The sequence below is a fragment of the Stieleria tagensis genome (genome assembly GCF_024129865.1).
Lineage (GTDB): Bacteria > Planctomycetota > Planctomycetia > Pirellulales > Pirellulaceae > Stieleria > Stieleria tagensis.
In genome coordinates this window covers 105806-132164 of record NZ_JAMYFE010000027.1, presented here as the reverse complement: position 1 = coordinate 132164, position 26359 = coordinate 105806, and the positions used below count along the sequence as shown (strand labels likewise).

The window sequence follows — 26359 nt, the reverse complement described above, 5'->3', positions numbered from 1 at the left end:
GAAGTCTCTCGCCGCGATGCACACTACCGTTCTCGGCGCGTCGTCGGATTTGTTGCGTGGATCACAAAAGAATTTTCAGAAAAGCGACCGACATCACAAAATCACTCTTCGGCGGCGTCTAAATCCAGCGACAAAGGTTTGGATTTGTTGGCTGTGACATCCGCTTTTAATCCAGGCCAGGAAAGTGATTTCAATTTATTGCTGATAGCGCCCTTGAATTTCAATGTGTATTCACCTTCCGGCACAGGACCGAAATTAAAACGACGGTCCTGTCCAAGGATAGACTTGGATTTGCTGTTGGCCGTGTTGGGAGCCGCATCCAACGTCAGTGTGCCGCTGATCCCCGCGCGGGTGTTGATCACACCATGCAACCATCCCATTTTCGGTTCGGCGGCTGGTTTGCCACCGTTCATTGCCGCTGGGTCGACCGGGGTCGGTTTGACAATCGGTTTCGGTTTTTCGAAATCGAGCGGGTATTGCGTGGTGCTTTCGTTGCCGGACGCATCGATCGCCGTAGCAATCACCGCGTAGCGTCCGGCCACCTGAAATTGGAACTCCGACGTGTCCGCAGCGACGACCGCAGTGCTTACCGGCGGTGAAAACGTTTGCGTCTTTCGCTGGGTATCCGGTTTGCCGTCTTGCTTGGTATCCAAACCCAACACAATTTGCGCGATCCCCGCCGCATCGCGACCCGAATCGTTAGCGGAAACAGAAAACCCTAATTTTCCCGGAGCCAAGTACGGTGCAAATCGTTTCGGGGACAGGGTGATTGAATCGGGAGGCGTTGAATCCAACACAGCGGTGATAGTCTGCGAAGTCACTTCGCGGCCTTGGACCATCAACGTCGATGTGATCGGAATGCGGTCGTCCGCCCGCTGTCCTTGCTGCAGTTGGGCCTGCAGATCGTCGACCGATGTCAACAATGTCAGCACCCCGTCATCACTGATTTCTGTCGCCTGTGTGCGGATCAAACGATCGGTTCGATACACCGAATCAGGGCGACTTTCAACTTCCAAGCGAATCTCAGGCTGGCTGTTTCGATTAAATGTTCCCACTGCAAAATCCGATTGCAAGGTCGCAATCAACTGCAGCCCGTTGCCGCGAAAGTAGACCTCACTTTCGGGCCAATAGTAGGCTTGGGGCGGCGGAGAGGCGTCGGCGATCTTGCGAAACGTCAGTGCCAACGATTCGAATGTCACTTGGTCTTTCAATTTCGGTTGTCCCAGACTGCCCCGTTGATGATCCACCACTTGTTGAATGGCCCGTGGCCAACCATCAACCTCTAACCGGGCCCAGGTCTGACGTCGTCGCGGTGGCACGTCGACTTTGATGTAGCCGACGGACTGACCGGCCTGCTGACGCAATTCCATGACGCGCTGGTCGGGTGGATTGCTGGTTTCAGGCTGAAAGGAGTCCCACTGGTTGTCTTCCAACCAACGGACAACGACCGGACGCTTTTCGATCTCGGGAATTTCATCCTTGACCGAATCGCCATCAATTCGCTCCGCCAATTCGCTGTCGACAACGACTTCACCGTCGTCGTAACGCACCTTCGCCGACACGTAGTCTTTGGGAGCCCAAGGTTTGGCAACCAAAACGATCACTTGGTCGTCTTCCGGCAGCGGATTGCCTTGGTCATCGATCAATCGGCAAACCAATGCCATTCCATGGCTGACGTCGTTGGCGACGGCGCTGGCGGGACTTGCCGCCGCAGGTGATGCGACCGCTGCAGCACCCTCGGTCTTGGCGGGCTCGGGCGGCTTGAAATTCAGCTTCACTCTGCCCGCGGCCCCGGGAACCGAAACTGTGGCCGGCCCTTTCAGAATTCGGTCGGCTCGCAAGTATTCCCGGCGAATTCGTCCGCTCAATAACATTCCGCCAACTGGATTGGAATACAAATCAGCCGCAAAGTCAGGCCAATAACCGTTGACGTCGGGCATCGGGTTGGGCAACTTGATCAGCCAAACCGTCGCCTGACAGGGCTTGCCGGACTCGTTGAACAATTCCAATTGAAACGGGGTCTTGCGTTGATTAAACGTCCGCAACCAGATACCGCCGGGCAGCCCGCCGTCGTCACTGATCATTGGTTTGGAACAACCGATGCCGCGGTAGGACGACGCGACGACACGCAATTGATTCTTCCGTGGCAACTCGACCGGCAATCGATGAACGCCAACGATCTGTTTGATTTGATCCGATTGACGATCACCGTTGATCATGAACTCGAACACCAACTGTTGACCTGGTTCCGCCACTGCCGTGGGGCGGATCTCCAATGAAAGATCCCGGGTTGCTTCGGCGGCGATCGTGACCGGAATCGGATCTCGCGGACCGGCCGACGCATGGCCGTCCACTTTCCATTTCACCGCCACCGGCGATTCGCCGCTTTCAGCGCCGTTGGATCGCAATTGATAGCTGACCAATAGGCGGGTTTCCTGATCACGGTCCGGACGCAGACGCAGCGTCAGCGAAGTGGTGTCCTGCAGACTCTCCATGCGAATCACAGCGGACTCGGCCAGCGAGTTGCCAGCGGAATCGAGGATCGTGATCCCCGGGCGTCGGACTTTGGGCAGTGCCGTGATCCGGTGAATGATCGGGATCTGGCCGACCGTTGGCAGATGAACGCGTGGATCAATTCGCAATTCGGTGGCAAAACGATCGGCAAACGAGACGGATCCCTGACGCGTCTGCTGTAACCAATCGATCCAGTTCGCATCACCTCGCCCACTCGCGATGCCGGAGTCAAAATCTTGGAAACCATTCCATTTCGCGCGCAGCGCCGCAACGGCCTGCTGGGGGCGTGTCGCCGGCAGTGGTGAAGCGAAAACCAAGTGTTTCGGGTCAATCACATCGCTGGAGTTGCTAGCCGTATCCGGTTGCGGCCAGATTTTGGCGGTGGCAATGATCGCCGCATACAGGTCGCGACGTTGGCCGGCAGTGGGCAGGGGACTGCGCAGCCAACTCCATCCGGCACGGCTCAGTTCCCAGCCACGCTGGGGATCGCCGCGATCGAATTCCGTCAACAGTCCGCTGACCGCTGTGTCGATATCCCGATCAAACAAAGCAATCGCGTTGTTTAGATCGGTCAGCCGAGCTTCCATTTCGATTTGACTGGGCGTTTGATCCGCTTGGCCGCTGGCCAAGGTTCGCTCGGCGGCCAAAGTCACCGAATCGAGTCTGTTTTCGGGGACGCCGGTATCCGACGAAATCGATTGGCATTGGAACTCCAACTGGGACCACAGCCGACATCGGGCGATGGCGATGGCGTGCTGCAGGGCGTCGGCCGTGTTCAATCGTCGGTCGATTCGCGAGTTTTGTCGGTCGCGTTGTTGTTTCTGCACCACCCGCAACAGTTCTGTGACGATGTCGTCACTGACCACCGCAGAAGGCTGATCCCCCGAGAGTACCCGCTCCAGCTGTCGCAAGTCGTTGGTGATTTGTTCGCTCGTGGTCGAAGTCGAACCTGGATCAAACTGTGCAATCTGTGCCCCCAAGACTTTTAGAATCAACTGACGCCACAATTGCGGCGCGAGCGCGATGGGACTGGTTCTTTGCTGAGATTCGTCGACGGGAACGAACGATTCCAAACGGTCACGTAGATCCCAGAACGATTCTACTGGGACAGCGCTTCCAGAAGCATTGACAGGGGCTGTGTCGGGCGGATGAGTGATGTCCGCCGCAGGCTGGTCATCGGAGGGCTGGTTGATTTCCGGCGAATCGCCATCGGTGGGTGAGTCCGGCGTGGGTGGGGCGTCTGATTGGTTGCGCTCGGTTGACTGCAGCGAGACCGACGTGACTTCGACGTCCGCAGCGTTTTGCTGGTCGCCGTTTGCGGGTGGTTCGACGGATGAGGATGGTTCGACGGGGTCGGGTGCGTCGACTCGGGCCAACCAGACATCCAGGTCACCGCTGCTGGCCATCTTTTCATCGACCAACCCGTGACCTCCGCGGAGCAACAGGATGCGTGGTTTGTCAGTGTCTTGCTTGCGGGGCAACCGTTCGTAGCGATCGGTCAGAAACGCACACAATTCGTCCAGCTCGACCATCCTGTCTTGGTTTAAATCCGCTTTGCCGCCAAAACCCTGCAACAACATTTGCGTCGACAGTGGCAGTTTGGTGCTTTGATCCCAGCCAACGTTTTGCAAGGGGCCGCGGGTGACCAGCAGCCACAGTCGATCGGCAGCCGCCCCAGGCAACTGTTTCATGGTTTCGTCGAGTGTGGCGAACACATCGTCATTCCATTGCCCGAGCGACGGTTGCGCGGCAAGCGGTTCGATATCCAACACGACCAATCGCGCGCCGGCGAATGAATCAGGCGTGTTTGATGAGAGTGGATTTAGAATCTCAGTCAGCGGCAACAACCCGCCGGGCTGCTCGGGCGTCGGACCGATCGACAAATCGGTGCATGCAAGTGCCGGGCGGCGTTGCTGGTCAAGCATCAGATAGCCGCGCAGCACGACCATCACCGTGTCGTCTTTGTCGGCCAAATATTTGGAAATGCTGTCGGTCGTGTGGAAACTGCTGCGGATCGAATCTTGATCACCGTACAAAACCGATGCGCCGAGTTGCTGTTCGAATTGTGCGCGAACGTTGTCGGCGAACATCGGCGGGGTGATCAGACCGATGTCGTAGGAGTTGGAAACCAACAGGGTGTGCAGATTCCGATCCGGCGTGGGACGTAAAACCAGGTACAGAAAAATTGCCGTCAACAACAGCGAGATCACCGTCAGCACGGTCTTGGTGGTTCGACGTTTGCCCACCTGCCCGGCGTCTTTACGCCGCCACGATTGCCGTTCACCGTATTTGCCAGATGTGCTCATCAGATAACGGTCCCAACGAATGAAGTGTGTTTCCATTCAAAAGTTTACCCAGTGGGCCGGTCCGCCGACACCTGCTAGATTAGGGTCCCCCAACGGAGACGAACGCCTTTTAGATACACCCCGGGTCCCGGCCAGGAGATCATCGCTACGATGCATAACGAGAGTGTTGCTTGGTTAGAGGGGATGTTTTTACGGCCGCATCACATGCAGGCTGCCGAGCGGAGCATCGGTGAGAACTCGCGCCAGCAAGTGGCTCTGGATCACGGGTACAACTATGGCATCAAGCACATCAGTTTCAGCCGCGATGCGATCGCCAACGGTCAATTTGAACTGAGCGAATGCCAGGCGCGATTGCGTGACGGCACGGTGATTTGGATTGACAGCGGGCAACAGCCTGATCGCGTCGATCTAGCCAAAGCGGGGCCTGCGGCGAAGCGCAGTCTGTCCGACGCGTTTGACAAAATGGAATCAATTGACGTGTTTTTGGCGGTGCCAAAACTGCGTCTCGGCCGCGCCAACACTCAAGCCGAAAGCGGTGGTCAACATCGGTTCATCGGTTTGCCGGGAACCGTTGCCGACGAAAACGCCGGCGGCAACGAGCAAGAAATCTCGCTGCGTGCGCTGAACGTACAACTGTTGCTTGGCAGCGACAATCTGGCGGGATACGAGACGTTGCCGATCGCCCGCATCAAACGTTCTGGCGCGGCCGAATCGGCACCGGAATTGGATGACGAGTACATTCCTCCGGTACTCGGCTGCGATGCCTGGCCGGAACTGGCGCGCGACTATGTGCGTGCGGTGTACGACATCATCGGTCAAAAACTAGACGTGCTCAGCTCGCAAGTGAATACGCGTGGCATTATGCAGGGGGCGCCCGAAGCCGGCGACATCAATCGCTTGCTGATGCTGACGGCACTCAACAGCGGTTTTGCCTCGCTGCGCTCGCTGGCGTTTGCCAATGGTGTTCACCCACACAGTGCTTACACCGAGCTATGCCGCATCGTCGGTTCGTTATCGATTTTTCGCGCCGATCGTCGTCCCGGTGACATTCCGGTTTACGACCATGACGATTTGGCTCGTATTTTTCGTTGGGTCCGAGAAGAGATTCGGTCGCTGATCACGGAAGTCCAAGAATATAAATTCGAGCGGCGTGATTTCATTGGTGCCGGACGCGGCCAAGAAGTTTCCTTGGACCAGAAATGGATGGGGCAGGGTTGGGAGTGGTACATTGGGGTGCAATACGATCGAATCACTTCCAAACAATGCCGTGATTTCCTGGTGCCGGGCCGGCTGGATTGGAAGCTTGGTAAGAGCGAAAAGGTGGACTTTATGTTTCGCTATCGCCAGGAGGGATTAAAGATCGCAGAAGCCAAACCGCCGCGTGCGCTGCCGCAAAGTGACAACTGGCTGTTTTACAGTGTGAACAAAAGCGGACCGGCGTGGGAAGAACTGCGTGCGGACGATTCGCCGCGACTGGGCGTTCGCTTCAAAGAATCGCTGATCACGAACTTGGAAAGTCTGCAAGGAAAGAAGGAATTGCAGATCAACGTCGATGGGATCGAGGGCACGCTGCGTCTGAGTCTGTTTGCCGTGCCCAACACGGAATGACTCCTTCGATCATCTGATTTCCGACCAACGTACACCATTGCCTTTGATCTCCCTCGACGTCCGACATGTCGCCTGAATTTGCCTCCGCCGTTGACCCGATCTTCATGTACGTTTCGTCAATCGTTGACGCGATCGAAGCGAACAAGAATCCTGCCGCCGAGGACGTGAATACGACGGTCCGTGGTTTGATCGATAGCGCGGAAACCCGATTGGGTCAGCGACCGGATTGGGAATTGGCCAAGTATGCCCTGGCCGCCTGGGTCGACGATCTGTTGATCGAAGCGGCCTGGGACGGCAGCAGTTGGTGGGAACAGAATCGATTGGAGTTTCAGTTGTTTCGCACCGCTGATGCGTTCCAAAAATTTTATGTGCAAAGCCAGAAGGCGATGGAGTTGCCACAAAAGGATGCGTTGGAGGTGTTTTACGTCTGCATCGTGCTGGGATTCCGAGGTCTTTACGGTGACCCCGAAGCCACCGCCCATGCCGACCATTTCGGATTGCCCGCTTCGTTGGATGAATGGGCGCGGCGAACGGGCATGGCCATCCAGCTCGGCCAAGGCAGACCGCCGATTTTGGAACAGGGGCGTCCGGGCCCCGGCGCACCGCCACTGGAAGGCAAGTATCTGATGATCAGTTCGGTGATCTGTTTTGTTTTGTTGGCGGCGATCACCATTGGCATTGCCAAGATGGTGTTGATGCCATGATGACTCGATTTTTGACGGTGTTTTGCCGGAGACGATTCGATGGGTAGCGCGATACGAAGTTTTATCGATGCGATTCTGTATCCGTTCCGCTTGTTGGCTCGGATCCCCAGCAACGTGATCAGTTCCCCGCGTCGTGTGATGGGTTTGTCGCTGCAGGCGCGTGCGGCCCTGTTGTTGTTCATTGGCTTGTTGCTGATCGCCATTGTCTGGGCGGTGCTACGGGCGATGATGAACGAACGCGAACAGATTGAAGGCTTCTATTGGCAAGAATTGCCGATCGTGTTCGTCTTGGTGTTTGCCATTCCCGTCGTCGTCTGGTTCGCACTCAAGTTGTGGTTGGAGGGCGAACCGTCTGCGTTCCCGGACATCGATCGTGCCTGGGAAACGGCGATGGATGCGATGAACGAACAATCAATCGATCCCTCGGAAACGCCGCTGTTCTTGCTGGTCGGTCCAGGTACCGTGGAATCGGTCAATGCGTTTATGGCGACATCCAATATCCAGTTTCCAGTCCGCTCTCCATTGGGCCCCGCGCCGCTGCATGTGTTTGCCAACCAGCAAGCGATCTATGTGGTTTGTACGGAATGTTGTCAGTTGGGCAAACTGTTGGGATCTCCACGCGATTCGACGATCGTGCCCGACCAGATGCCTGGGGCGGCCGCACCGTTTTCACCGGACCGGACGATGGACATCAGCGCAATGAGCGGCGCGATGGCGCAAGCGCCCAGCCACGCTGCTCCGCCGCCACCACCGACTGCAAATGCGTCGTCGTATTCGGCCGAGGTTCGCAATACGATCGCGGGATTGAACATCCCCTTGCCGCCTCAGGCCGCGGCGGCCGACATGCGAGGCACGATGATGGTCGGCGACATGAACGCCGGAGCCGCCAACCCGATGCAACCCCAAGGCGGCGGAATCGCCCGCGCGATGCTGTCGCCGAGTGAATCCAGCGAAGCCACCGCGAGGATGGCGCATCTGTGTCGATTGATTCGTCGCTTGCGCGACCCTCTGTGCCCGATCAACGGCGTGATCGTTTCGACGCCCTTCCGCTATTTGGCCGACGGATCACAAGATGTGGTCAATCAGATCCTGGTGGCTTTGAAAGCCGACCTGGCCTGCTTGCGCGGCGCGATGCGGATTCGTTGCAGCGTGACGCATGTGGTCGACGCAATGGAAATGGAAACCGGTTTCCGGGAATTGGTGCGACGTGTGGGCAGCGAGCGAGCATCGATTCAGCGGTTTGGCAAAGGATACGGGTTGTGGAACCTGCCGACGGCTCCCCAGTTGGATGCCGTCGTCAAACATGCCTGCGGCGCGTTTGAAGATTGGTCGTACCTGTTGTTTCGCGAAGGCGATGGGCTTAGCAAACCCGGCAACCGCCATCTCTATTCCCTGTTGTGTCGCATTCGATCGACGTTCCAACCGCGACTCGCGCACTTGATCCAGTCGGCCTATTCGATCAACAGCAATGGGACGCAGTTGAGCGAGCGAGAGCCGATGTTGTTCAGTGGTTGTTACTTCGTCGCCAGCGGCGCGATGCCAGACCGCCAAGCGTTCTTGGCCAGTGTCTTTAAAAAGGCGACCAACGAGGAAGAAGAGTTGGAGTGGGGCAGTGAAGCCCTGGAGGATGAGGATCGGATGCAGGCGGGCGTTCGCGTCTTGATGGTGCTCAACGGCGCCTTGGTGGCGTCGATTGTGGGACTGTTGATCTATCACTACAAATTCGCCTGAGCCCACGCCGATGTTTGCCCAACCCAACCAGCCGCGCCGAGCGACAACCGACCATGGCGATGCAAATCCGGCGCAGCAACCGTCGTCGCAGTTTCTGTTGGAACAGGTGCTGAGCGAGACTCTGGTTCGTAGCCAAGAGAATTCGACGCATCTAAGTGATGCCTTGCGACATTGGCGTCAGGAGAATCCAGCCTACCCGTTTGACGAAACCCTGTTTGCGCCGTTGGTGCGACAAGTCTTGGCGCATCGTTTGGGCGAGCAAGCCAAACGTTTGCCAGACGACTTGTTTGCCGAAGTCGGCCGGGCGTTGTGGGAAAACGAACACAGTCGCCAGCGTGTACTGCGGCTTTGGAACTCACTCGAGACGGGGCCATGAGCGACTCACAGCGGCGCGATGATGGCTTGTCCGATGGTGATACACCGGCGGAATTGATCAACGAAGCCCAGGGACTGGTCCGCTCGTTGGCGTTGCGGATCCATCGTTCGCTACCGATCCCAATGGACTTAGACGATTTGATCGCATACGGACAACTGGGACTGGCCGAAGCCGCACAGAAGTATGATCCCGATGCCGGGGTTCGCTTCACCACGTTTGCCTATCATCGCGTCCGCGGCGCGATCTATGACGGCGTGTCCAAAATGAATTGGACCAGTCGATCGCGAATACGACGCATGCGTTTTCGCGAAATGGCGGACGACGTCCTCCAGGCCGATTCGAAACCTGATGAGGCCGGCACCGATGGTTCGGGTTCCGCTGATGATGCCGATTGGTTGGGGCGGATGACCGAGCGGCTGGCGATCGTGTACCTGGCCGGTGGTGACGATGATTCCAATTCGAACGCTTTGGCCCAGGCTCCCGATGAGCATGAAATTCCCAGCAAAGTCGTTGCCAACCGCGAATTACAAGCCACCCTGCGTAAACTCGTGGAAGAACTTCCGGCTGATGCAAAACGTCTGATCAGCAATATTTATTTCGAAGGCTATTCGTTGACCGAAGCGGCTGAGAGAGCTGGGATCAGTAAAAGCTGGGCCAGTCGAGTTCATGCGAAAAGCCTGGATCAACTGGCACAACACCTGCGCCGCACGGGCAATGATTGAAAGCTATTGTTAATCGATGCGTTCCTCGCCAGACCAAAGTAACCGAACCGACTGAGAGTTCAGAATGGCCGATTCGCCCACACTCGATTTCGAAACCCTGTTGGCCCCGATCTCTGACGAGGCACCCAGCGGCAGCTATTTGCGGCGAACGGATTTCGAGCGTTTCCAAACTGCCAAAGACGCGCGCGCCGCGGCGGTCAACGCCGAGCGCAAAATCCGTGAATACGCATTGTTCGATGATGACGAATTGGCTGCTCTGAATGACCAGGGGCAAGGCGTTGAAATCCCCAGCTCACCGGACTGGCGGTCCGTCTTGGATCTGTGTTGCGAGATCATCGCCAATCACTCCAAAGATTTGTGGGTAGCGTCTTGGTTGATCGAAGCCAACACGCGCTGCAACGGATTTGCCGGTGCGCGGGATGGGTTCCAACTGGTCAGCCAACTGTGTGACCAATACTGGGACGGTATTTATCCACCGCATGACGAAGACGACGGCTACCTGGACACCGCATCCCAATTAGCCAGTTTGAACGGCATGGATGGGCCTGGCACTCTGATCGCGCCGCTGGAAGAACTCCCGTTGGTGCCCGATCACGATGCGCTGACCTTTGCCGCCTATCGCCAAGCCACTGAACAAGGCGGCGGTGACGTCAACGAAAGCGACTTCCACGCGGCCGCCAGAGCGATCAACGCCGATTCACTGCAAGCCTATGGTCTGGAAATCCAAAGCACGGTTGCCGCCTTTGCGACGCTCACCGATGTTTTGGAGTCAAAGTTCCGTGTGGATGGCGAAGACGATTGCACACCGCCTAGCAGTCAGATCCGGCGGACGCTGGAGACGATCCAACAAACGTTCACCAGTTTGACGCGGGACCTGCTGGAGAGTGACTCTGCATCGTCAAGCGATGATGAGGGCGCAGCCGACACCGACACATCGACGACCGGGATGACACACAACGGGGCATCAAACATCGACTTGGCCCAGGCCCAAGTGAACAACCGCGAAGATGCGTTCAAGATGTTGATCAAAGCCAGTGAATTTTTCCGCAAGACTGAACCGCATTCACCGGTCAGCTACATGCTGCAACAAGCCGTCGAATTCGGGCGAATGGATTTGCCAACCCTGTTGGGCACTCTGATTCGCGACGAAGACGTGCTCAAGAATTTCGCCGAACGCGTTGGGATCCCGGTCAAACCGGACCACGACGACGAGGATTGATCTGGGCTCGACCGGGATCATCGTCACCGTAAGTGCTTTTACGGCTTTCTTGACGGATAGCCGCCTGCCAAAGCTTGCGTGGGGGGCGGCCAGGATTTACAACCGGGTGGTTGGGGGTTCCGTTTGCCCCGTGCAATTTGCGTGTCTGGAGAATTCGAGATGGCTGAAAGCCAACAACAGAAGTTGAATCGTGTTCGTAAACCTCGGGTACACATCACCTATGAGGTGGAGACCGAAGGTGCACAGCTCGTCAAAGAGTTGCCATTTGTGGTCGGTGTGATGGGTGATTTTTCGGGCGATCCGACATCCAAGTTGAAGCCGTTGAAAGATCGCAAATTCATCCAAATCGATCGCGACAATTTCAACGACGTGCTTCAGCGTATGACGCCTGGTTTGAACATGCGCGTCGAAAACACGCTGGCCGGTGACGGCACCGAAATGTCGGTCAATTTGGAATTCAAATCCATGGACGACTTCGCGCCAGCCAATGTGGTGGAAAAGGTCGATCCGCTCAAAAAACTGATGGAAACACGCGACAAGTTGCGTGACTTGGCGACCAAGATTGATCGCAGCGACGATCTGGAAAATGTTCTTGAGCAAGTGCTCAGCAATAGCGATCAACTCAAGCAGCTCTCCGGTGAACTGGGTGTGGAAACGGACGAGTAGTCCGCCGCCGGTACGGATGCGTTTTCTTTCAATCTGATTCAACCAACCGCTTGTTAGGAGTCACCTCGCCATGAGTTCCGGTGAGACGCAAGGCCAAGCCGCCGAGCAAACCACGACCGAGAATAGCACCAGTTTATTGGAGACCGCGATCGCGGCGACCAAAAAGACCGAGCGTTCCCGCGCCGAAGAATTGATCAAGACCCTGACCGAGGAAGCTCTGAAAGGAACCGTCACGTTTGACAAGGACGTGATGCGTTCGATCAATGCCGCAATCGATGCGATCGATGCGAAAATGAGCACTCAGTTGGCTGCGATCATGCACAACGAAAAATTCCAGAAATTGGAAGGTTCGTGGCGTGGTCTCCAACATTTGGTGATGAACAGCGAAACCGGCGATTCGTTGAAAATCCGAGTCCTCAATTGCGACAAGCGTGAACTGTTCAAGGACATGGATCGAGCGATCGAGTTCGATCAAAGCCAATTGTTCAAAAAGATCTACGAAGACGAATTTGGGACTCCCGGTGGCGCCCCCTACGGCGCGCTGATCGGTGATTATGAATTCACCAATCATCCCGAAGACATCGATCTATTGACCAACGTCAGTGGCATTGCCGCGTCGGCGTTCTGCCCCTTCATCTCCGCGACCGCGCCACAACTGTTTGGCTTCGATGAATGGACGGAATTGTCCAAACCACGTGATTTGGCGCGGATCTTTGATTCCGCTGAATACACCAAATGGAAAAGCTTTCGAGAGAGCGAAGACAGCCGATTCTGCGTGCTCACCATGCCTCGCACGCTGGCCCGATTGCCTTACGGTGCGAACACCAAAACGATTGATGAATTCGCCTATGAAGAAGTCCCCGTGGGCAAAAAAGGTGAATCAGTTCACGTCGCGCACGATGAATTCTGTTGGATGAACACGGCCTATGTACTCGGTACAAAATTGACCGATGCGTTTGCCAAGACAGGGTTTTGTACCGCGATCCGTGGCGTCGAAAATGGTGGCAAGGTCGAAGGATTGCCGTCCTACATTTTCAAAGCCGATGACGGCGACATGGATTTGAAGTGTCCCACCGAAATCGCCATCACCGACCGCCGCGAAAAAGAACTCAGCGATCTTGGTTTTCTGCCCCTGTGCCATTTTAAGAACACCGACTATTCCGTGTTCTTCGGTGCCCAAACGGCGCAAAAACCGAAATTGTACGATCGTCCGGAAGCCACCGCCAACGCTGCGATCAGCGCTCGATTGCCTTACATGATGGCGACCAGTCGGTTTTCGCATTACCTGAAGGTGCTCGGTCGCGACAAAATCGGATCGTTCATGGAGGCCAGCGACTGCGAAGCTTGGTTGGATCGCTGGATTCACAACTATGTAACCAGCGACCCCAATCCGCCCGGCGACGTGCGTGCCCGATACCCGTTGGCCGACGCTCGCGTGGAAGTCAAAGAGATTCCAGGCAAGCCCGGTTCGTACAACGCAGTCGCCTGGATGCGACCTTGGCTACAAATGGAAGAATTGACAACCAGCATGCGGATGGTCGCCAGTATTCCTAAGCTTGGTGGTTAAAAGTACCAAGCCACGATGTCGCGTGCCGAGTTTCAATCTAACGACGCGTCGCCGACCGCTGCTCCGCTCGCCGACGCTTTGCTGCAGCGGGTGCTTGAGGCGGACCCGACGACGTCTATCGAGTCATCGACCTCGGCCGGTACCACAGGCCGACCCACGGCCTCGCTGAGTGCTTTTTTGTCCGCAACAACCGTGGCCGATTCGCTCGGTCATTGGCTCGGTGCCGAGTGGCGTGACGATGATCGACTAAGCGAAAAAGAATCCCTGTTGGCTCGATTGGCGATGGACATCGCCGAGATCGATCGATTGCTGTGCGATCAGGTCAACGCAATCCTGCATCATCCGAAATTCCAACGCCTGGAATCGTCTTGGCGTGGATTAGCGTTCCTGGTGCATCGGGCGGATCTGGAAAGTGACCCGATGATTCGCGTGCGGGTCCTGTCGGCACGCTGGAAAGAACTGGAAAAAGACTTTGAACGCTCGGTTGAGTTTGACCAAAGTTCGGTCTTCAAGAAAGTCTACGAAGAAGAGTTCGGTTCCCCCGGCGGAGAACCATTCGGCGTTCTCGTCGGTGACTACGACGTGCATCCGCGCGTTTCGGCCGAGCGTCCCACCGATGATTTGTCGGTGCTGCGTTCACTGGCCGGTGTCGCGGCCAGTTCATTCTGCCCCATCCTGTTGGCCGCCAGTCCCGAGTTACTGGATTTGGAAAGTTTTGCCGAACTGCAAATCACACGGGATCACGCAGCCCGGTTGTCGCGTCCGGATTATTTAAAATGGAATGCCTTGCGAGACGACGAAGATTCTCGTTTCCTCGCGATGGTGCTGCCACGGATCTTAATGCGCGGCCCCTACGAAGATGACGGCAGTCGCATTGACCGATTTGTCTTTCAGGAAGATGTCAGCCGGCCTGATGGCAATGCTTATCTTTGGGGCAATCCCGGATATGCCTATGCTGCGGTGCTGATGCGCTCGTTTGCTGACAGCGGTTGGCTGGCCGACGTCCGCGGTTTACGCCAAGACGTCGACGGTGGCGGATTGGTGTCCGATTTGCCGGCACTCAGTTTCCCGACTGATGCGCGAGGTGTGATCCCACGACCGATCACCGAAGTCACCGTGACCGATAGCTTGGAACGCCAGCTAAGTGATCTGGGGTTGTTGCCCCTGTGTGATTGCAAAGACACGCCAATGGCTGTGTTTGCCAGCGGGCAATCATTACAACGTCCAAAAACGTACGACACCGCTGATGCAAACACCAATGCCAAAATCAGTGCGATGCTGCCCTATATGTTGACCGTGTCACGGTTCGCTCATTACGTCAAAGTCATTGCCCGGACCAAGACAGGGTCGTTTTCGACCGCCGATGATTTACAACGCATTTTATACGACTGGATCATCGACTACGTCACCGCCGATCGCGAAGCCAGCGCCGATGTCAAAAGTCGTAAACCGCTGCGCGAAGCCAACATCACGGTCCAGCCCGACCCCGGAAACCCCGGTTCATTTTTCTGTGTGATGCGGCTCGCCCCGCACTATGAACTGGACGAAATGGTCGGAAGCGTACGTTTACAAACGCGAATCGGCCGAACGTAAAATCCCTCGATAATCAACCACCCCCAGAACGCGGTTTCGATCATGACAAGCACTCCGATGGAGTTGTATCAAGCAGGGCAAATCGACGATGCCGTCGATTCTGCGTTGGCGCAGGTGAAAGCCAAACCAGCCGATGTCGGATTGCGATTTCGTTTGGCAGAACTCTCATGCATCGCTGGCAATTTGGATCGCGCCGATCGACAACTGGACACTGTCAGCAATCAAGACGCGCAAGCGGCGTTGGGTGCCGCGTTGTGGCGTCAATTGATTCGCGGGGAATTGGCCCGACGTGAGTGTTTTTACCAAGGCCGGGTGCCGGAATTCCTGGGACAGCCGTCCGAGAAGCTGCAAGCGCATCTACAAGCACTGACCCTCGTTCGCAGCGGCGACTCGACCGCAGCGGCCAAGGTGCTTTCACCGTTGATGGACACTCCCAATCTGAACACGACCGTCACAGTCAACGGCCAGGCGATTGACGAGTTGCGTGATCTGGATGATCTACTGTCACCAGTGTTGGAAGTGTTCACAACAACCGGCAAATATTTTTGGGTCGACTGGAATCAGATTTTAACACTGGAGATGCAGCCGCCCAAACGCCCCTTGGATCTTTTGTGGCGGCAAGCGACGTTGTCGATTGAATCGGGCCCGGACGGTGAAGTCTACGTGCCGGCAATTTATCTCGATCCCGATCCGAACCAGTCGTCCGACGCAAATCTGCGGCTCGGGCGTGGCACCGATTGGGTGCAAACCGACTCGGAAATCGTTCGTGGCCGCGGTCAGAAAACGCTGTTGGTTGGCGACCAAGACATGCCCATCATGCAACTCCAGTCCATCGAACGGAAAGAGTAAACGAACTTTCATGTCGCGTCTGCCCAATGACCGTCCGTTGATTCCCAGTGTGCTGGATCGCTTGATCGATCTGGAGCCGCACCGGCGCACGGAATCACCGATGAATCGGACTCAGGTTCTGCAGCAGATGAAGGAGAGCGTGGGACGCGATCTGCAAGCACTACTCAATACGCGCTGCCGTGCAACGAGTTGGCCGCCTGACTTAACAGAGCTCGATCAATCCTTGTTTGCCTACGGCATTCCCGATTGCGTCGGTATCAACACCGGATCCCGCCAACAGCAGGAAACGTTGCGGCGTCTGTTGACCCGTGCGATTGAGACCTTCGAACCGCGATTGACAAAAATTCGTGTCGCCTTGGCCGACACCAATGATCCCACCGATCGAGCGTTACGATTTCGAATCGATGCGATGTTGAAAATAGACCCGGCGCCCGAACCGGTCATTTATGACAGCAAGCTAGATGCAACCAGCGGAGATTTCTCGGTCAAAGGAGTACGAAGATGACGGACCGATTGCTCCCCTATTACAACGATGAACTGCAATATCTGCGTCGTTTCGGCGCTGAATTTGCCCAGGAGCATCCAAAGATCGCCTCCCGATTGCGATTGGGCGACGATTTATCAGAAGATCCGCATGTGTCGCGAATCATCGAGTCGTTTGCGCTGTTAGCCGCTCGCACTCGAATGAAACTGGACGATGATTTCCCCGAAATCACGCACGCCTTGCTAGGCGTCTTGTATCCGCACTATTTGGCGCCCGTTCCATCGACCGCCATCGTTGAATTCGCGCTCGATCGACGTCAGGCGGATCTGGTTGGGGGATACGAGATCGCTGCCGGAGAGAGTCTGCAGACCGAATCGACCGAAGACGGATCATGCCAGTATCGAACGGTTTATCCGATTCAGTTGTTTCCACTATCGGTGGCCAACGCAACCTACAAATGCCAGCCCTTTCAGTGTCCGCCGTCACCGCTATTGGCCAAGGCCGAATCGGTTTTGCACGTGCAACTTGATAGCTTTCGAGACGGCATCAAAGTGGAATCGATGGAGATTGATCATCTGCGATTTTTCATTCGCGGAATTTCCTACGCCGCGATGGACTTGTACGAACTGGTCAACAACGATGCCATTGAAGTGCTCTTGGCGCGGTCGGTGAATGATCCCAACCCGATCCGATTGAGTCCCCAGTCAATCGCGGCACTCGGATTCGAAGCCGACGAATGTCTGTTTCCGGATCAACCGAGAACCTTCAGTGGCTATCGGCTGTTGACCGAATATTTTGCCGCACCCGAAAAATTCATGTTCTTCGACGTACGTGGAATTCAGGCACAGCAGTTGTCCGGGTTTGATCAATCACTGCATCTATTTGTGCTGTTGAAACGACACGTCGGCGCGGTCGAGCAGTTTGTTGATCGGGACACAATTCGAACGGGTTGCACACCGGTCGTCAACTTATTTGAACATCGATGTGAACCGATCCGTGTCACCCATGCGACGCCAGAGTATCGGGTGGTCCCGGATGCTCGCCAACCACGGGCATTCGAAGTTCATGGAATTTCAAGTGTGACAGCGATTGATTCGCAGCGTGATGAAAAGGTGTACCACCCATTTTATTCGATTCGTCACGCGGGAGAACAACGCCAGCGCCGAGGGTTTTATCACCAACACCGACGCCCATCAGAACTCAGCAGTGGCGCGCACGACATCGCCACAGAAATGTATTTGTCGTTGGTCGATTTGGATTTCCACCCAGACCAAAGCGACGGCACGGTGTTGGACGTTCGCGCTTTATGCACCAGTCGCAATCTTCCCCAACGATTGGAGTTTGGCGGCGGTCGGCCCAAGCTTCAACTCGTTCGTGGCGGACCTTTGGAACCGCCCAAGTGCGTCACTCAACCACGAGTCACGCAGCGCCCGTCGCTTGGAAAAGGCACGTATTGGCGATTGATCAGCCATCTGTCATTGGGCCATGTTTCATTATTCAATTCGGGCGAAGGTGCCGCGGCGATCCGCGAGATTTTAGGCCTGTATGATTTTATCGGACAGGGTGACACGCAGCAGCGGATCGATTCCATCCGTTCGGTGGTTAGCCGTCCCGGCGTCGCCCGATGTCAGACGCCTTCGGGTGGATCAACACTCTGTCGCGGATTGGACATCGACCTTTTGATCGATGAAGAACGCCTTAGCAGCGGCGGCGCCTATCTGCTGGGATCAGTCCTGGAGCGATTTCTGTCGCTCTATGCTTCCATCAACTCATTTACCCGAACAACACTTCGCAGCAGTTTGCGTGAGCAAGAGATTGCACGATGGCCGGCTCGATCAGGAAGACAAACGTTTCTGTGAGTGATCGGCTCGCCGACGAGCCGTTTCGATTCACGTTCTTTCAAGCAGTGCGATTGTTGCTCTCTCGCGCCTCGGCTGGCGATCCGAATTCCCGCACCTCACAAAACGGGATTGCGTTGCGAACCGGCCGACTGGGAACGGTCTGTAATATTGCCGAAGAACCGGTTCGGTTTCGCATGCAAGCCGCGCTCGGTTTTGCGCCGGCGGAAATTGTTTCGCTGCAACCAGCGAGCAGTCGTGTGGTCGAAGGCCACGATAGGGACGACGTTCCGGTGCAGTTGGAGGTAGCATTTTGGGGCATCACCGGACCAGCCGGTGCATTGCCGAACCATTACACGCAACGTGTGATCGACCGAGTTCATGCCAAAGATTACGCGATGCGTGACTTTTACGACATGTTCTCCCACCGACAACTGTCGTTCTTTTATCGCGCGTGGGAGAAGTACTTTCTACCGGCCGGCTGCGAAAACAGTCGTCGTGAGAACGATCCACGCAGCGATTTGATTCGTGAAACCTTGCTCAGTTTGGTCGGCCGCGGCACCACCCTGGTCCGCAACCGCTTGGAGGCGACAGACGACGCCTGCGTTTACTACGGAGGTTTGTTCGTTGATCGCCCGACAGCCGAATCACTCGCTGCAATGGTCAATGACTACCTGGAACTTCCCGTCAAAGTCCTCTCCCTGTTCGGGCAATGGTTGGTGCTACCGCCGTCAGAACGCTCTCGCTTGGGCGCGGTCGATGGGCATAGCCGAATGGGGATCGACACCATTCTGGGCGGCCGTACATGGGATCCCGGTTCCAAATTCCGAATTCAGATTGGCCCTGTCACTTGGCCACAATTTGCACGTCTGATGCCGACCGGTGATTCATTGGTACGGATTTGTCAATTCATCCGCAGCTATGTCGGTCTGGAGTTTGACTTCGATTTGCAAGTGATCTTGATGGCAGATCAAATCCCCCGCTGTCAACTCGCTTCCCCTGATCCCGCGCACGCGGCGCAACCCGCCGCCGAACCAATCTGTCCACCACATCTGGGATGGAACACTTGGCTTTGCAGCACGCCGCCTCAACGAGACAGTGACGATGCCGTGTTTCATCACGACGGCGCCCCAACGCGTTAACCCCTCTTTCTTCTCACAATCGACTCACGACGTTTGATTCAATCATGGCACAAATCAATCTCAAAGAACTGGTCGGAAAACTAAACGACACCTGCCGAACGGCTTTGGAATCGGCCGCGGGACTGTGTCTGTCGCGAACAAACTACAACATCGAAGTCGAGCATTGGTTGTTAAAACTGTTGGAAAACCAACGCTGCGATTTGACGATCGCAGCCAAATCATCCGGCGTCGATCTGGCCGCTCTGACGGCCGACTTGAATCGCGCAATCGACCGATTCAAAACGGGAAACGGACGCCCCCCCGCACTCTCGCCTAACGTCGTGGATCTGATTCGTGAATCTTGGCTGTTCGGCTCGGTCGACCACAATGTCGCCCAGATTCGTTCCGGTCACCTGCTGATTGCACTCCTGACATCGACCGCACTACGCCCGCTCGCACGTGACGCATCGGATGAATTTGATTCCATCAATGGCGATGCGTTGATCAAAGATTTTGGGACGCTGTTTGCCGACAGCGATGAATCTCATGTGCCAATGGCAAGCGGTGCCGCCGGTGCGTCAGCGTCCGGTTCAGGGAAACCCAAAACCGGACCTACCAAAACACCGTCGCTCGACCAGTTCACGATTGACCTAACCGCCCGCGCCGCAGCCGGTGAAATCGATCCGGTTCTCGGACGTGACCCCGAGATCCGCCAAATCATCGACATCCTGACCCGACGTCGCCAAAACAACCCGATTTTGACCGGCGAAGCAGGCGTGGGAAAGACCGCTGTGGTGGAAGGGTTTGCTCTGCGCGTCGCTGCCGGTGATGTTCCCGACGCGATCCAGGGCGTAAGCGTTCGCACACTCGACTTGGGCCTGCTTCAAGCCGGGGCGGGAATGAAGGGCGAATTTGAGAATCGGCTGCGTGGCGTGATCGATGAGGTCAAGGGTTCCCCGACTCCCATCATTTTGTTCATTGACGAAGCCCACACCATGATCGGTGCGGGAGGACAAGCCGGGCAAGGCGACGCGGCAAATCTGCTAAAACCGGCGTTGGCGCGCGGCGAACTTCGGACGATCGCGGCGACGACCTGGGCCGAATATAAAAAGTACTTTGAAAAGGATGCTGCCCTGGCACGGCGATTTCAGGTCGTCAAAGTCGAAGAACCAGATGAACCGACTGCGATCGAAATGATGCGAGGCCTGGTGGAAACACTGGAGAAACACCATGGCGTCATCATCATGAACGAAGCGGTGGTGGAAGCGGTCAAGTTGTCCAATCGCTACATCAGTGGGCGTCAATTGCCCGATAAAGCTGTCAGTCTGCTCGATACCGCGTGCGCTCGAATCCAATTGAGTCAGTCATCGACACCGCCGGCGATCGAAGACGCCCAGCGAAGACGCGACCAATTGGACGTTGCACTGCGAATTCTGAATCGGGAACAGCAAACCGGTGCCGACCACGCGGATGCGATCGCCACGGCCGAAGAAGCAAAGGTGGAAAACCAAGCCACGCTCAAGTCACTCGACGCACAATGGGAGACCGAAAAATCGCTTGTCGCATCGATTAAAGATCTGCGAGCCTGCTTGGCCGGCGATCCATTGACCGGTGACACTTTGGAAACACCGCCTGCCGATGCCGAAGCGGCACCGCAAGTTGCTGAACCACCGACGGAGGAACAGATTGCCCAGTGGAAAACAGAACTGGCCGCTGCGGAAAAGGAATTGAAACAGGTGCAAGGCGATCAACCGTTGATGTTCCCTTGTGTCGACGCGGGAGCCATCGCTCAAACCGTTGCCGCCTGGACCGGAATTCCCGTCGGACGGATGGTCAGTAATGAGATTAAAACCGTATTGAATCTAAAGCAACTGATGGAACGTTCGATCGTCGGACAATCTCATGCGTTGGAACGCATTGCGCAAAGTATTCGAACCAGCCGAGCCCAATTGCGAGACCCACGCACGCCGATCGGCGTGTTTTTGTTAGCCGGGACTAGTGGCGTCGGAAAAACAGAAACCGCCATCACGCTTGCCAATTTGCTCTACGGCGGCGAACAAAACATGACAACGATCAACATGTCCGAGTTCAAAGAAGAACACAAAGTGTCGCTATTGATGGGATCGCCCCCCGGCTATGTCGGCTATGGCGAAGGCGGTGTGTTGACCGAAGCCGTCCGCCGTAAACCTTACTCGGTCGTGTTGTTGGACGAGATGGAAAAAGCTCATGGCGGAGTTCAAGATGTGTTCTATCAAGTGTTCGACAAGGGACAAATGAAAGACGGGGAGGGGCGTGACATTGATTTCAAAAATACCGTGATCATCATGACCACCAACGCTGGAACCGACTTGATCAAAAGCTTGTGTGCCGACGAAGACACGATGCCGGATCCGGACGGCTTCATCGAAGCGGTCTTCCCCGAGTTGCTCAAGACGTTTAAGCCGGCATTTCTTGGCCGCTTGAGCATCATTCCCTATTACCCCCTCAGCGACGAAGTGATGGAAAGTATCATTCGTCTGAAATTGGGCAAAGTCTGTCGCCGAGTGTCGGAAAGCTACGGCGCCGAGTTCACGTTCACCGATGCCGTGGTTGATGCCATTCGCAATCGGTGCACCGAAGTCGATACGGGAGCACGCAACGTCGATCACATCTTGAACCGATCCCTATTGCCCGAATTGTCGGCTCAGGTGTTGGCGCAGCTCGCCGAAGGCAAAACGATCTCCAAGATCGCAATCGACATGCAAGATGACCAATTCGTTTACGACATTACCACCGAAGAACTCGTCGCCTAGCAGCATCTGCCATGACGACGTCCGATGCAACGTTTCAAGCTGCTTTCTTAACGCAACCCGACGCTACCCAACGGCCATTTTTGTTAGCAGCAGGACGCAAGCCCTTTGGTATTTCAAACTGCTTTTCGACTAACAACACCGGACGGCTTGCGCCGTGCCGCTACGAGTTAGATGCCATTGGGCGTGCGCTGCGGGCATACATCTTGTCGCCCGCTGGGCTTTAGAAGCCTCAACGTCAAAAGCTACCACTTGGCGTTTGGATTCACCAATCAGATGCGCCAGGTTGCACCTGGCCTACTGGTGAGTCTATTCGCGTCGATGAATTCGGTCGGGTATGATAACGCGATGTGTCAATCCGGTTTGTCAAGAAACAAGGCGTTGAGATTCGTTCGTGATTAAATTTCGCAGCCCTTTGGGCCATTGTTTCCATTCTTCTCTAGCTGGCTGGACCTTGCTTCTAGCGATCGGTCTGTTGGTCACTCCTGCGGCAAGCGCTGAACCGAGCCCTGCACAAGATCTGGTCCGCAGTTTCTGTTTTGACTGTCACGGCGATGGAGGCGACGAAGGAGATTTTTCCTTCGAGGAAGCCTTCGAGATCACCGCCGCGCGGCAACATCCAGAATTGTGGTGGAAGGTGCTCAAGAATCTTCGCTCGGGCGTGATGCCTCCGCCTGGTGAATCACGCCCCAGCACTGCGCAAATCGAATCGATCGCAAGCTGGGTGAAATCGGATGTATTTTTGATCGATTCCGATGATCCTGACCCCGGACGACTGCCCGTTCGTCGACTCAACCGCACGGAATACGAAAACACGATCAACGATTTGATGGGGATTTCGTTTAATGCCAAACTTTCCTTTCCTGCCGACGATTCCGGGCATGGGTTTGACAATATCGGCGACGCACTCTCGTTTTCTCCGTTGCTGATGGAAAAGTATCTTGCGGCGGCGCGCGAGATTGTTTCCGAAGCCGTACCCACGCAAACAAAAATCGTTCCCGTTCTGACATTCGAGACAGAAGACTTTGTCGATCGATCAGGAAGTCCGATCAAGAACACGGTCAGCGGCACCAAACCACAGCGGATTAAATGTGACTTCACCGTTGACGAAGCGGGACACTACGGAATTGATTTGGATATCAGTCTACAAGGATCCTTCGATTTTGATCCCGCTCGCTATACGCTGCGTTTTTTTATCGATCGCGAGCAGAGTTTCTTGCAAGAGTGCGGTTGGGAATCTGGCAAGCATTTGCGGTTTCACTACGACAAGACATTGCAGCCAGGAAAGCATGAACTGGCATTCGAAGTCAAACCGATGCGACCTCAAGAGCGTCCCAAGGAGAAATCGGAGCGTTCAACGTCGGTGCGGTTTGATATCGTATCGATCCATGTCGAGGGACCAGCCGAAACCGACCGACTGGTACATCCGCCGAACTACGCTCGATTCTTCCCCCGAGATTCACCCCCGGTCGACCCAACCGAGCGTCAGGAATATGCAAGAGAAGTTCTCCGGCAATTCGCAGAGAGGGCGTTTCGTAGCGAGGTGTCCTCCGCGACGATCGATCGCTTGGTGCAGATTGCCGAACTGGAGTATTCATCGCCCCAACGCTCCTTTGAACAAGGCATCGGGCAAGCCATGGTGGCGGTGCTGAGTTCGCCACGGTTCTTGTTTCACTTGGAAACTACAAAGACGTCATCAACCAGGCCCTGGGGTCCGATCAGCGAATTAGCGTTGGCATCACGACTGTCCTACTTTCTATGGTCAACCATGCCGGATGATGAACTGGTTGACCTGGCCAGTTCGGGCCAGTTGCGGAAACGACTTCCCGAACAGATCCGGCGAATGACGGCCGACCGGCGGAGCGATGCGTTGTTAGAAAATTTTGTGGGCCAGTGGTTGCAGACCCGAGATGTGATCAAGGTCCAGATTGATCCGTTGGTCGTGATGGGAGTCAGAGAGGAATACGACAGCCTGCGCAGTCGACGACGAGTGCTACAGTCGACCGATCAAGACGACGAGGCCAATCCCGAGTGGACGCAATTGCAGAAACGCTATCGAGAGCTCCGCGCAATTGCCGATCAGTTCAGTAGCCCGATGAAGGAGGCGATGAAGCAGGAAACAGAAATGTTCGTCGAATCGCTGTTTCGCGAAGATCGAAGCCTGTTGGAATTGATCGACAGCGATTACACATTCCTGAACCAAGATTTGGCGGAGCACTATGGGATCGACGGAGTTGACGGAGACAAAATGCGATCGGTCACGCTGCCCCCTAACAGCCCCCGTGGTGGCCTGTTGACTCAGGCATCCATGTTGATTGTGACGTCGAATCCGACACGCACATCACCCGTTAAACGCGGATTGTTTATCCTGGAGAACTTGCTGGGGACACCCGCCGCACCGGCCCCGCCCGGAGTTCCCGATCTGAACGATTCGGCCGACCGATTTGGCGACCGCGAACCAACCCTGCGAGAACTGCTGGCGGCGCACCGCGAGTCATCGTTGTGTGCATCGTGTCATGCGCGGATGGATCCACCTGGGTTTGCGCTCGAAAACTTTAACGCTTTGGGAATTTGGCGGGAAACGGATAACGGTCACCCTATCGATCCATCCGGCGAATTGATCACCGGCGAAAAATTCCGAGACATCCGCCAGCTCAAACGCATCCTCGCCGAAAACCATGCCAGCGAAATCTATCGTTGTATTACGGAGAAGATGCTGACCTATGCACTCGGGCGTGGAGTCGAGTATTCCGACCAACAAGCGATTGATTTGATTGTCGATTCGCTGGAACAAAACGGCGGCAGGTTTAGTATTTTGTTGCAGGGCATTGTCCAATCCGCACCATTTCAAAAACAACGTTTTCAACTGACAACCACGGACATCCACCCATGAAGATCAATCGACGACGGCTTTTGAAAGGAACGGGTGTCACGGTCGCGCTGCCGGCACTGTCATCCCTGATCCCGCGACATGCATCCGCAGAAATTCCGAACAGTCGTCCGGGCCAGGCGACCACTGCCAATGGAACGCCACTGCGAATGGCGTTCATGAGTATTCCCAATGGTGTGCAACAGGATCATTGGTTCCCAACGGATCAGTTTGAGTTGAGTGAGACGCTGCAACCGTTGCAGTCGGTCAAGGAACATTTTCAAGTGATCGGGGGGCTCGATCACTTCAACGCAACCTCCGGGGCCGATGGCGGTGGTGACCACGCCCGTGCCAACGCCACCTTCCTGACTGGCATGCGAGCAAGAAAGACCGCTGGCAGTGACATTCACTTAGGTGTCTCGATCGACCAGCGTGCGGCGCAGATATGGGGCCACCAGACTCGCCTTCCCAGTCTGGAACTGACGTCCGATGTGATCCGAAAATCGGGCAACTGTGATTCTGGCTACGCATGCGCCTACCAATACAACATCTCCTGGAGTTCGTCGACGACGCCCGTTGCGGCGGAATCCCGACCACGCCAAGTGTTCGAACGATTGTTCGGATCCGGGACGAGAAAGCAGCGCCAGCAGAACTACCTGATGCGTCAGGCATCGGATCGTAGCGTGCTAGATTTTGTCATGGAGGAAACTCGTTCGGTTGAAAAACAACTTGGAGCCTATGATCGATCCAAGTTTGAACAATACACCGAAGTCATCCGCGAGATGGAACGGCGACTGAAAGCGGCAGAGCGGTTTCGCCGTCCACCGACGACCGATGCTGCCACTCCTGCCGCGAGTATCCCGCAGGACTTTGCCGAACACATGGACATGATGTACGACATGTTGATCCTGGCCTTTCAGACCGATGCGACTCGAATCGGCACGTTGTTGTTAGCCCATGACGGAAGCAATCGCAGTTTTCCATCGTTGGGAATCGCAGAAGGCCATCACTACATGACTCACAACCAACGCAAGCCAGAGTTTGCCAAGAAAGTGGCGGCCATCGATCGATACTACGCGCAATCCTTCGCCCGATTCTTAGAGCGAATGGAACAGATTCAGGACATTGACGGAAATTCGCTGTTACACAATTCAATGATTGTTTACGGCGGAGCGATCGCCGATGGAAACCGTCACACGCACGACAACCTTCCGGTCGTACTGGCAGGACATGCCGGCGGGGCCCTGCAGACCGGACGCTATCTGCAAGCTGCCAAGCAACCGATGTCAAACCTGTTCGTCAGCATGCTCAACCAATTCGGTGTTCAGACCGATCGATTCGGAGACTCCACCGGCCCATTGAGCGAGTTGACGTAGTCGCGATCACTCACCCACGCGTCGGGT

Annotated in this window: 17 protein-coding genes; 16 read left to right on the top strand and 1 reads right to left on the bottom strand. The window is 55.7% G+C overall.

Going from position 1 to position 26359, the window contains the following annotated elements:
* Positions 1–101: 101 nt before the first annotated feature.
* Positions 102–4820 (bottom strand): hypothetical protein, encoded by a 4719-nt coding sequence (locus NHH03_RS05075; RefSeq protein WP_253154667.1) that lies wholly within the window; start codon positions 4818–4820, stop codon positions 102–104.
* A gap of 150 nt (positions 4821–4970) precedes the next feature.
* Here NHH03_RS05075 and tssK point away from each other — a divergent pair, with 150 nt between their 5' ends.
* From tssK to NHH03_RS04995, 16 genes are all read left to right on the top strand, one after another.
* Complete coding sequence (gene tssK / locus NHH03_RS05070) at positions 4971–6428, top strand: type VI secretion system baseplate subunit TssK (RefSeq protein WP_253154666.1); 1458 nt, start codon at positions 4971–4973, stop codon at positions 6426–6428.
* Positions 6429–6493: 65 nt separating this feature from the next.
* The gene (locus tag NHH03_RS05065) at positions 6494–7132 is read left to right on the top strand and encodes a DotU family type IV/VI secretion system protein (RefSeq protein ID WP_253154665.1); all 639 of its coding nucleotides are present in this window, start codon (positions 6494–6496) and stop codon (positions 7130–7132) included.
* A 39-nt stretch (positions 7133–7171) separates the two neighbouring features.
* Positions 7172–8863, top strand: a complete 1692-nt coding sequence (locus NHH03_RS05060) for a type VI secretion system protein (RefSeq protein WP_253154664.1) — start codon at positions 7172–7174, stop codon at positions 8861–8863.
* 10 nt (positions 8864–8873) lie between these two features.
* A complete protein-coding gene (locus NHH03_RS05055) occupies positions 8874–9239 on the top strand; it encodes a hypothetical protein (protein ID WP_253154663.1) in 366 nt (121 codons plus the stop codon).
* A complete protein-coding gene (locus NHH03_RS05050) occupies positions 9236–9961 on the top strand; it encodes a sigma-70 family RNA polymerase sigma factor (protein WP_253154662.1) in 726 nt (241 codons plus the stop codon). The genes NHH03_RS05055 and NHH03_RS05050 overlap by 4 nt, the downstream gene beginning before the upstream one ends.
* A gap of 64 nt (positions 9962–10025) precedes the next feature.
* Positions 10026–11180, top strand: coding sequence for a type VI secretion system protein TssA (gene tssA / locus NHH03_RS05045; RefSeq protein ID WP_253154661.1), 1155 nt, complete (start codon positions 10026–10028; stop codon positions 11178–11180).
* 159 nt (positions 11181–11339) lie between these two features.
* Positions 11340–11846 carry a type VI secretion system contractile sheath small subunit gene (gene tssB, locus NHH03_RS05040; protein ID WP_253154660.1) on the top strand — a complete coding sequence of 169 codons (507 nt, stop codon included), beginning with the start codon at positions 11340–11342 and terminating at the stop codon, positions 11844–11846.
* Positions 11847–11916: 70 nt separating this feature from the next.
* On the top strand, positions 11917–13413 hold the full coding sequence (tssC, locus tag NHH03_RS05035; protein WP_253154659.1) for a type VI secretion system contractile sheath large subunit: 1497 nt from the start codon (positions 11917–11919) through the stop codon (positions 13411–13413).
* A gap of 15 nt (positions 13414–13428) precedes the next feature.
* Positions 13429–15006 carry a type VI secretion system contractile sheath large subunit gene (tssC, locus tag NHH03_RS05030; protein ID WP_253154658.1) on the top strand — a complete coding sequence of 526 codons (1578 nt, stop codon included), beginning with the start codon at positions 13429–13431 and terminating at the stop codon, positions 15004–15006.
* 42 nt (positions 15007–15048) lie between these two features.
* On the top strand, positions 15049–15855 hold the full coding sequence (locus NHH03_RS05025) for a type VI secretion system accessory protein TagJ (RefSeq protein WP_253154657.1): 807 nt from the start codon (positions 15049–15051) through the stop codon (positions 15853–15855).
* Positions 15856–15865: 10 nt separating this feature from the next.
* Positions 15866–16360 carry a type VI secretion system baseplate subunit TssE gene (gene tssE, locus NHH03_RS05020; protein ID WP_253154656.1) on the top strand — a complete coding sequence of 165 codons (495 nt, stop codon included), beginning with the start codon at positions 15866–15868 and terminating at the stop codon, positions 16358–16360.
* Positions 16357–18198, top strand: a complete 1842-nt coding sequence (gene tssF / locus NHH03_RS05015; protein ID WP_253154655.1) for a type VI secretion system baseplate subunit TssF — start codon at positions 16357–16359, stop codon at positions 18196–18198. Before tssE ends, tssF begins: the two co-directional genes overlap by 4 nt.
* A complete protein-coding gene (tssG, locus tag NHH03_RS05010) occupies positions 18195–19319 on the top strand; it encodes a type VI secretion system baseplate subunit TssG (protein ID WP_253154654.1) in 1125 nt (374 codons plus the stop codon). Before tssF ends, tssG begins: the two co-directional genes overlap by 4 nt.
* A 44-nt stretch (positions 19320–19363) precedes the next feature.
* The gene (tssH, locus tag NHH03_RS05005; RefSeq protein ID WP_253154653.1) at positions 19364–22090 is read left to right on the top strand and encodes a type VI secretion system ATPase TssH; all 2727 of its coding nucleotides are present in this window, start codon (positions 19364–19366) and stop codon (positions 22088–22090) included.
* Between the two features lie 472 nt (positions 22091–22562).
* Positions 22563–24980, top strand: coding sequence for a DUF1592 domain-containing protein (locus NHH03_RS05000; RefSeq protein ID WP_253154652.1), 2418 nt, complete (start codon positions 22563–22565; stop codon positions 24978–24980).
* Positions 24977–26332 (top strand): DUF1552 domain-containing protein, encoded by a 1356-nt coding sequence (locus tag NHH03_RS04995; protein WP_253154651.1) that lies wholly within the window; start codon positions 24977–24979, stop codon positions 26330–26332. Before NHH03_RS05000 ends, NHH03_RS04995 begins: the two co-directional genes overlap by 4 nt.
* Positions 26333–26359 lie beyond the last annotated feature (27 nt).

Coding starts and splice junctions, on each gene's coding strand:
- NHH03_RS05075 (WP_253154667.1), bottom strand. CDS start 4,820: ATGAGCACATCTGGCAAATACGGTGAACGGCAATCGTGGCGGCGTAAA.
- tssK (WP_253154666.1), top strand. CDS start 4,971: ATGCATAACGAGAGTGTTGCTTGGTTAGAGGGGATGTTTTTACGGCCG.
- NHH03_RS05065 (WP_253154665.1), top strand. CDS start 6,494: ATGTCGCCTGAATTTGCCTCCGCCGTTGACCCGATCTTCATGTACGTT.
- NHH03_RS05060 (WP_253154664.1), top strand. CDS start 7,172: ATGGGTAGCGCGATACGAAGTTTTATCGATGCGATTCTGTATCCGTTC.
- NHH03_RS05055 (WP_253154663.1), top strand. CDS start 8,874: ATGTTTGCCCAACCCAACCAGCCGCGCCGAGCGACAACCGACCATGGC.
- NHH03_RS05050 (WP_253154662.1), top strand. CDS start 9,236: ATGAGCGACTCACAGCGGCGCGATGATGGCTTGTCCGATGGTGATACA.
- tssA (WP_253154661.1), top strand. CDS start 10,026: ATGGCCGATTCGCCCACACTCGATTTCGAAACCCTGTTGGCCCCGATC.
- tssB (WP_253154660.1), top strand. CDS start 11,340: ATGGCTGAAAGCCAACAACAGAAGTTGAATCGTGTTCGTAAACCTCGG.
- tssC (WP_253154659.1), top strand. CDS start 11,917: ATGAGTTCCGGTGAGACGCAAGGCCAAGCCGCCGAGCAAACCACGACC.
- tssC (WP_253154658.1), top strand. CDS start 13,429: ATGTCGCGTGCCGAGTTTCAATCTAACGACGCGTCGCCGACCGCTGCT.
- NHH03_RS05025 (WP_253154657.1), top strand. CDS start 15,049: ATGACAAGCACTCCGATGGAGTTGTATCAAGCAGGGCAAATCGACGAT.
- tssE (WP_253154656.1), top strand. CDS start 15,866: ATGTCGCGTCTGCCCAATGACCGTCCGTTGATTCCCAGTGTGCTGGAT.
- tssF (WP_253154655.1), top strand. CDS start 16,357: ATGACGGACCGATTGCTCCCCTATTACAACGATGAACTGCAATATCTG.
- tssH (WP_253154653.1), top strand. CDS start 19,364: ATGGCACAAATCAATCTCAAAGAACTGGTCGGAAAACTAAACGACACC.
- NHH03_RS04995 (WP_253154651.1), top strand. CDS start 24,977: ATGAAGATCAATCGACGACGGCTTTTGAAAGGAACGGGTGTCACGGTC.